Here is a 6,700-nt window from a genome sequence, read left to right as displayed (position 1 = left end):
ATTACGTGTTCACTCTTGAGACTTGGTATTCATTTTTCGTCCGAGGACGTTAAGAATCCATGTCACTTTGAGTGCCCACACAGATTGTCTGATAAATTGTTAAAGAGCAGTTGCGACGCGCTTTAGCGCTCTGTCGCGAGGTGGCGTATATTACGCTTTCCTCTTTCAGAGTCAACCCGTTTTTCAGGATTTTTCTCTTCAACCGAACCGGCTGTTTGTGTGAAGTGATTCACATCTGCCGTGTCGATGGAGGCGCATTATAGGGAGCCCGCCGGGAATGACAAGCGGAAAAATACAATTTTATTTCAACCGCTCATCTTTTATACGCAACGCTTATTTTTGCTGCTTTTTAATCGCCGCCGGCAGCTCGGTCAGGCTATTTAGCACCCAATCCGCGGCTTTTTCCGCTTCTTCAGTAACAGGCTTACCGGTACGCACCAGCACTTTAGTACCGACATCAGCGGCCGCTGCAGCCTGCATATCTTCCAGTTTGTCCCCTACCATATAGGAAGCGGCCATATCGATATGCAGATAATCGCGGGCGGAGATCAGCATCCCCGGATGCGGTTTACGGCAATCACAGGTCTGACGGTACTCCTCAACCGCACCCTGCGGGTGATGCGGGCAATAATAGATACCGTCCAGATCGACGCCACGGTCTGCCAGAGACCAGTCCATCCATTCGGTCAGCGTTTCAAACTGGGCTTCGGTAAATTTACCGCGAGCAATACCGGACTGGTTAGTGACCAGCACCAGCGCGTAGCCCATCTCTTTGAGTTCGCGCATTGCGTCAATGACGCCATCGATAAATTCAAAATTGTCGATTTCGTGGACGTAGCCATGATCGACATTAATGGTGCCGTCACGGTCGAGAAAAATTGCGGGTACTGACTTTGCCACCGGTTTGCTCCTGAAAAAGGCTAGTGCCGTTAGTATCGCATGTTTCCGCATGCAAGAAAGTGCTCATTATAAAGAGTCAGATTGATTTAGACGTCTGGATGCCTTAACATCCATTTCATTGCCAGGCATCGCCTGGATACGGCAGAAGAAAATGCCACGGCAAACGGCTAAACGATAATAAATAACTGATGATTAAACTTTCCAATATCACCAAAGTATTCCAGCAGGGGAATCGCAGCATTCAGGCGCTGAACAATGTCAGCCTGCATGTCCCTGCCGGACAAATTTACGGCGTCATCGGTGCCTCAGGCGCCGGTAAAAGTACGCTGATTCGCTGCGTTAACCTGCTGGAGCGCCCGACCGAGGGCAGCGTACAGGTTGACGGTCAGGAACTGACTGCGCTGTCGGAAAAAGAGCTAACCCGCGCTCGCCGTCAGATTGGCATGATTTTCCAGCATTTTAACCTGCTGGCATCCCGCACCGTTTTCGGCAACGTAGCGTTACCCTTGGAGCTGGATAACACGCCGCAGGCAGAAATCAAACGCCGTGTGACGGAGCTGCTGGATCTTGTCGGCCTGGGCGATAAGCACGACAGCTATCCGGCTAATCTCTCCGGCGGCCAGAAACAGCGTGTCGCCATTGCCCGCGCGCTGGCCAGTAACCCCAAGGTGCTGCTGTGCGATGAAGCCACCAGCGCCCTGGATCCGGCCACCACCCGTTCCATTCTCGAACTGCTGAAAGACATTAACCGTCGTCTGGGGCTGACCATCCTGCTGATCACCCACGAAATGGATGTAGTGAAACGCATCTGCGACTGCGTGGCGGTGATTAGCAACGGCCAGTTGATTGAACAGGACACGGTGAGCGAAGTCTTCTCCCATCCGAAGACGCCGCTGGCCCAGCAGTTTATTCAGTCGACGCTGCACCTGGATATTCCGGATGACTACCAGGCGCGCCTGAAACCTACCGCCACAGCGGATAGCGTACCGATGCTGCGCATGGAATTTACCGGCCACTCCGTCGATGCGCCGCTGCTTTCTGAAACCGCGCGTCGCTTCAACGTGAATAACAACATTATTAGCGCGCAGATGGATTATGCCGGCGGAGTGAAGTTCGGCATCATGCTGACCGAAATGCACGGTACACAGGAAGACACTCAGGCGGCTATCGCCTGGCTGCAGGAACATCATGTAAAAGTAGAGGTATTGGGTTATGTCTGAGGCAATGATGTGGCTGCTGTTGCGCGGCGTATGGGAAACGCTGGCAATGACCTTTGTCTCCGGCTTCTTCGGTTTTGTCCTTGGTCTGCCGGTGGGCGTGCTGCTGTACGTGACCCGTCCGGGGCAAATCGTCGCCAATGCTAAACTGTACCGGACGCTGTCGGCGCTGGTGAACATTTTCCGCTCCATCCCGTTCATTATCCTGCTGGTCTGGATGATCCCATTTACCCGCGTGATCGTCGGCACCTCAATCGGCCTGCAGGCGGCGATCGTGCCGTTGACGGTGGGCGCCGCGCCGTTTATCGCTCGCATGGTGGAGAACGCCCTGCTGGAGATCCCGACCGGCCTTATCGAAGCCTCCCGGGCGATGGGCGCCACGCCGCTGCAGATCGTGCGTAAGGTTCTACTGCCTGAAGCGCTGCCGGGTCTGGTCAACGCCGCCACCATCACCCTGATCACCCTGGTGGGCTATTCCGCCATGGGCGGCGCGGTGGGCGCCGGCGGTCTGGGGCAGATTGGTTATCAGTATGGCTATATCGGTTACAACGCCACCGTAATGAATACCGTACTGGTATTGCTGGTTATTCTGGTTTATTTAATTCAATTCTCTGGCGATCGCATCGTCCGGGCTGTGACTCATAAATAACGTTATTGGCAGACAACACTCATTCTTACAGGAAGGAAATAACATGGCCTTTAATTTCAAAACCTTTGCGGCAGTTGGTGCGTTAATCGGTTCTCTGGCGCTGGTGGGTTGCGGTCAGGATGAAAAAGATCCGAATCATATTAAAGTCGGCGTTATCGTCGGGGCGGAGCAGCAGGTCGCTGAAGTCGCGCAGAAAGTGGCAAAAGAGAAGTATGGCCTTGACGTTGAGCTGGTGACCTTCAACGATTACGTTCTGCCGAACGAAGCGCTGAGCAAAGGCGATATCGACGTCAACGCCTTCCAGCATAAACCGTATCTCGACCAGCAGATTAAAGACCGCGGCTACAAGCTGGTGGCTGTCGGCAACACCTTCGTCTACCCGATCGCGGGTTACTCGAAGAAAATTAAATCGCTGGACGAACTGCAGCCGGGCTCGCAGATCGCCGTCCCTAACGATCCGACCAACCTCGGTCGTTCTCTGCTGCTGCTGCAGCAGGTGGGCCTGATCAAACTGAAGGACGGCGTAGGCCTGCTGCCGACCTCGCTGGATATCGTCGAGAACCCGAAAAACCTGAAGATTGTTGAACTGGAAGCGCCGCAGCTGCCGCGTTCTCTTGACGACGCGCAGATCGCGCTGGCCGTTATCAACACCACTTACGCCAGCCAGATTGGCCTGACCCCGGCGAAAGACGGCATCTTTGTCGAAGGGAAAGAGTCGCCGTACGTGAACCTGATCGTGGCGCGTGAAGACAATAAAGATGCTGAGAATGTGAAAAAATTCGTTCAGGCTTACCAGAGCGATGAAGTTTACGAAGCAGCAAACAAGATCTTTAACGGCGGCGCAGTGAAAGGCTGGTAATCTTTTCTCACCGTAATATCATTCAGGACGGGCTTCACGCCCGTCTTGTCATTTATGCAAGCACCTGATTCAATAACGCCCTGTTTTTTATTCATTGAGGAAATACTATGCGTGCTTTACCGGTCTGTTTGTTAGCACTCATGTTAAGCGGTTGTTCCATGCTAAGCAGATCTCCCGTTGAACCTGTTCAAAGCACTGCAACTCCCCCGGTTAAATCGGAGCCGAGCAAACCACGCGCAACCCGTCCGGCGCCGGTACGTATTTATACCGATGCGTCAGAGCTGGTAGGTAAACCATTCCGCGATCTGGGGGAAGTGTCTGGCGAGTCCTGCCAGGCCTCGAATCAGGATTCTCCGCCGAATATCCCTACCGCCCGCAAGCGCCTGCAGATTAATGCCGCACGTATGAAAGCCAATGCTGTCCTGCTGCACCGCTGCGAAGTGACCAGCGGCACCCCAGGCTGCTACCGTCAGGCGGTTTGTCTGGGCTCGGCGCTTAACGTCTCGGCGCAATGAGTGCATTTCAGTTCGCGCAGATAGGCGTGATCCGCTCGCCGTATAAAGAGAAGTTTGCCGTACCTCGCCAGCCGGGTCTGGTCAAGCACGGCGGCGGAGAACTCCATCTGATCGCGCCCTACAACCAGGCCGACGCCGTGCGTGGTCTGGAAAGCTTCAGCCATCTGTGGATCCTGTTTGTGTTTCATCAGACCATGGAAGGCGGCTGGCGTCCGACGGTGCGCCCTCCCCGTCTCGGGGGCAACGCGCGTATGGGCGTCTTCGCCACCCGCTCCACCTTTCGCCCCAATCCCATTGGCATGTCTCTGGTTGAGCTGAAGGGCGTTCGCTGTCAGAAAGAGCAGGTGATACTGGAACTCGGCAGCCTCGATCTCGTCGACGGTACGCCGGTGGTCGACATCAAACCCTATCTGCCGTTTGCCGAAGCGCTGCCCGACGCGCACGCCAGCTACGCGCAACAGGCGCCGCAGGCGGATCAGGTCGTCAGTTTTACCGCCGACGTCGAAACGCAGCTTTTGCATCTGGAGAAGCGTTATCCGCACCTGAAGGCGTTTATCCGAGAGGTGCTGGCGCAGGATCCGCGTCCGGCCTACCGTAAGGAGGAAGAGGCAGGCAAAAATTACGCCGTCTGGCTGCTGGATTTCAACGTCCGCTGGCGGGTGACTGCCTCCGGTTTTGAAGTCTTTGCCCTCGAAGCGCGCTAATTTTATTTTCCTCTCTTTTGGCATCTTTGCCACACTGGTAAACTAAACCACTTTTTTTGTTTCAGGCTGGGCAACCAGCCTGTTCCGCTCGTTTAACTGGAACCGTTACAACATGCGTACTAGCCAATATCTGCTCTCCACTCTGAAGGAGACACCTGCCGACGCCGAGGTAATCAGCCACCAGCTGATGCTGCGCGCCGGGATGATCCGCAAGCTGGCCTCCGGGTTATACACCTGGCTGCCGACCGGCGTGCGCGTCCTGAAAAAAGTCGAAAACATCGTGCGTGAAGAGATGAACAACGCCGGTGCGATCGAGGTGTTAATGCCGGTCGTTCAGCCATCTGAACTGTGGCAGGAGAGCGGTCGCTGGGAGCAGTACGGCCCGGAACTGCTGCGCATTGCCGATCGTGGCGATCGTCCGTTCGTCCTCGGTCCAACCCACGAAGAGGTCATCACCGATCTGATCCGCAACGAGCTGAACTCCTATAAGCAGCTGCCGCTGAACTTCTATCAGATCCAGACCAAATTCCGCGACGAAGTGCGCCCGCGTTTCGGCGTGATGCGCTCCCGCGAATTCCTGATGAAAGATGCGTACTCTTTCCATACTTCGCAGGAATCGCTGCAGGAAACCTACGATGCGATGTACGCCGCTTACAGCAAAATCTTCAGCCGTATGGGGCTGGATTTCCGCGCGGTACAGGCTGATACCGGCTCCATCGGCGGCAGCGCCTCTCATGAATTCCAGGTGCTGGCGCAGAGCGGCGAAGACGATGTGATCTTCTCCGACAGCTCCGACTACGCGGCAAACATCGAGTTTGCGGAAGCCGTTGCGCCGAAAACGCCGCGCGCGGACGCCACCCAGGAGTTGACCCTGGTCGACACGCCGAACGCCAAAACCATCGCCGAGCTGGTTGAGCAGTTCAACCTGCCGATCGAAAAAACCGTGAAAACCCTGCTGGTGAAAGCGGTTGAAGATAGCGCTTCCCCGCTGGTTGCCCTGCTGGTGCGCGGCGATCACGAGCTGAACGAAGTGAAAGCGGAAAAACTGCCGCAGGTCGCCAGCCCGCTGACCTTCGCCACCGAAGAAGAGATCCGCGCCCTGGTGAAAGCCGGTCCGGGCTCCCTGGGTCCGGTGAACCTGCCGGTGCCGGTGATTATTGACCGTACTGTGGCGGTGATGAGCGATTTCGCCGCCGGCGCCAACATCGACGGCAAACACTATTTCGGCATCAACTGGGACCGCGATGTCGCCACGCCGGAAGTCGCTGACCTCCGTAACGTCGTTGCCGGCGATCCGAGCCCGGACGGCAAAGGTACCCTGCTTATCAAGCGCGGTATCGAAGTGGGTCATATCTTCCAGCTGGGGACGAAGTACTCCGAGGCGATGAAAGCCGCGGTTCAGGGCGAAGATGGCCGCAACCAGATCCTGACCATGGGTTGCTATGGTATCGGGGTCACTCGCGTGGTGGCGGCGGCGATTGAGCAGAACTTTGACGATCGCGGTATTGTCTGGCCGGATGCGATTGCGCCGTTCCAGGTGGCGATCCTGCCGATGAACATGCATAAATCTTACCGTGTGCAGGAGCTGGCGGAGAAACTGTACGCCGAGCTGAGCGCCCAGGGTATTGAAGTGCTGATGGACGATCGTAAAGAGCGTCCGGGCGTGATGTTCGCCGATATGGAGCTGATCGGTATCCCGCACACCATCGTGCTGGGCGATCGTAACCTCGACAACGACGATATCGAATACAAGTATCGTCGCAACGGTGAGAAGCAGCTGATCAAGACCGGGGATATTGTGGAATATCTGGTTAAAGCGATAAAAGGCTAATTACACAGCTCAGGGCCCTGAACGG

The 6,700-nt window shown here is 55.7% G+C and carries 7 protein-coding genes; 6 read left to right on the top strand and 1 reads right to left on the bottom strand.

Annotated features, from left to right (window positions below; genetic code table 11):
• Window positions 1-333 precede the first annotated feature (333 nt).
• Complete coding sequence (gene gmhB / locus AC6CWS_RS05590) at window positions 334-900, bottom strand: D-glycero-beta-D-manno-heptose 1,7-bisphosphate 7-phosphatase (protein WP_004204479.1); 567 nt, start codon at window positions 898-900, stop codon at window positions 334-336.
• Window positions 901-1,088: 188 nt separating this feature from the next.
• Between gmhB and metN the strand changes: the two genes are divergently transcribed.
• The 6 genes from metN to proS all read left to right on the top strand — a co-directional run bounded on the left by metN (window position 1,089) and on the right by proS (window position 6,675).
• Window positions 1,089-2,120: a methionine ABC transporter ATP-binding protein MetN gene (gene metN / locus AC6CWS_RS05585; RefSeq protein ID WP_002889450.1), complete on the top strand. Its 1,032-nt coding sequence runs from the start codon at window positions 1,089-1,091 to the stop codon at window positions 2,118-2,120.
• The gene (locus AC6CWS_RS05580) at window positions 2,113-2,766 is read left to right on the top strand and encodes a methionine ABC transporter permease MetI (protein ID WP_004204478.1); all 654 of its coding nucleotides are present in this window, start codon (window positions 2,113-2,115) and stop codon (window positions 2,764-2,766) included. Before metN ends, AC6CWS_RS05580 begins: the two co-directional genes overlap by 8 nt.
• A gap of 43 nt (window positions 2,767-2,809) precedes the next feature.
• Window positions 2,810-3,625 (top strand): methionine ABC transporter substrate-binding lipoprotein MetQ, encoded by an 816-nt coding sequence (gene metQ / locus AC6CWS_RS05575; RefSeq protein WP_002889445.1) that lies wholly within the window; start codon window positions 2,810-2,812, stop codon window positions 3,623-3,625.
• A 107-nt stretch (window positions 3,626-3,732) separates the two neighbouring features.
• Window positions 3,733-4,140: an envelope stress sensor lipoprotein RcsF gene (gene rcsF / locus AC6CWS_RS05570; protein ID WP_023292059.1), complete on the top strand. Its 408-nt coding sequence runs from the start codon at window positions 3,733-3,735 to the stop codon at window positions 4,138-4,140.
• Entirely contained in the window at window positions 4,137-4,844 is a 708-nt protein-coding gene (tsaA, locus tag AC6CWS_RS05565) for a tRNA (N6-threonylcarbamoyladenosine(37)-N6)-methyltransferase TrmO (RefSeq protein ID WP_065882729.1), read from the top strand. The genes rcsF and tsaA overlap by 4 nt, the downstream gene beginning before the upstream one ends.
• A gap of 112 nt (window positions 4,845-4,956) precedes the next feature.
• A complete protein-coding gene (gene proS / locus AC6CWS_RS05560) occupies window positions 4,957-6,675 on the top strand; it encodes a proline--tRNA ligase (protein ID WP_065882730.1) in 1,719 nt (572 codons plus the stop codon).
• Window positions 6,676-6,700: the final 25 nt, after the last annotated feature.

The organism is Klebsiella sp. M041, from assembly GCF_059759695.1.
Note: the sequence above shows the minus strand (reverse complement) of the source record. Positions and strands in the feature narration are given on the sequence as shown.

Excerpts from the sequence above, each read along its gene's own strand:
- metN (WP_002889450.1), top strand. The coding sequence starts at position 1,089 with ATGATTAAACTTTCCAATATCACCAAAGTATTCCAGCAGGGGAATCGC.
- AC6CWS_RS05580 (WP_004204478.1), top strand. The coding sequence starts at position 2,113 with ATGTCTGAGGCAATGATGTGGCTGCTGTTGCGCGGCGTATGGGAAACG.
- metQ (WP_002889445.1), top strand. The coding sequence starts at position 2,810 with ATGGCCTTTAATTTCAAAACCTTTGCGGCAGTTGGTGCGTTAATCGGT.
- rcsF (WP_023292059.1), top strand. The coding sequence starts at position 3,733 with ATGCGTGCTTTACCGGTCTGTTTGTTAGCACTCATGTTAAGCGGTTGT.
- tsaA (WP_065882729.1), top strand. The coding sequence starts at position 4,137 with ATGAGTGCATTTCAGTTCGCGCAGATAGGCGTGATCCGCTCGCCGTAT.
- proS (WP_065882730.1), top strand. The coding sequence starts at position 4,957 with ATGCGTACTAGCCAATATCTGCTCTCCACTCTGAAGGAGACACCTGCC.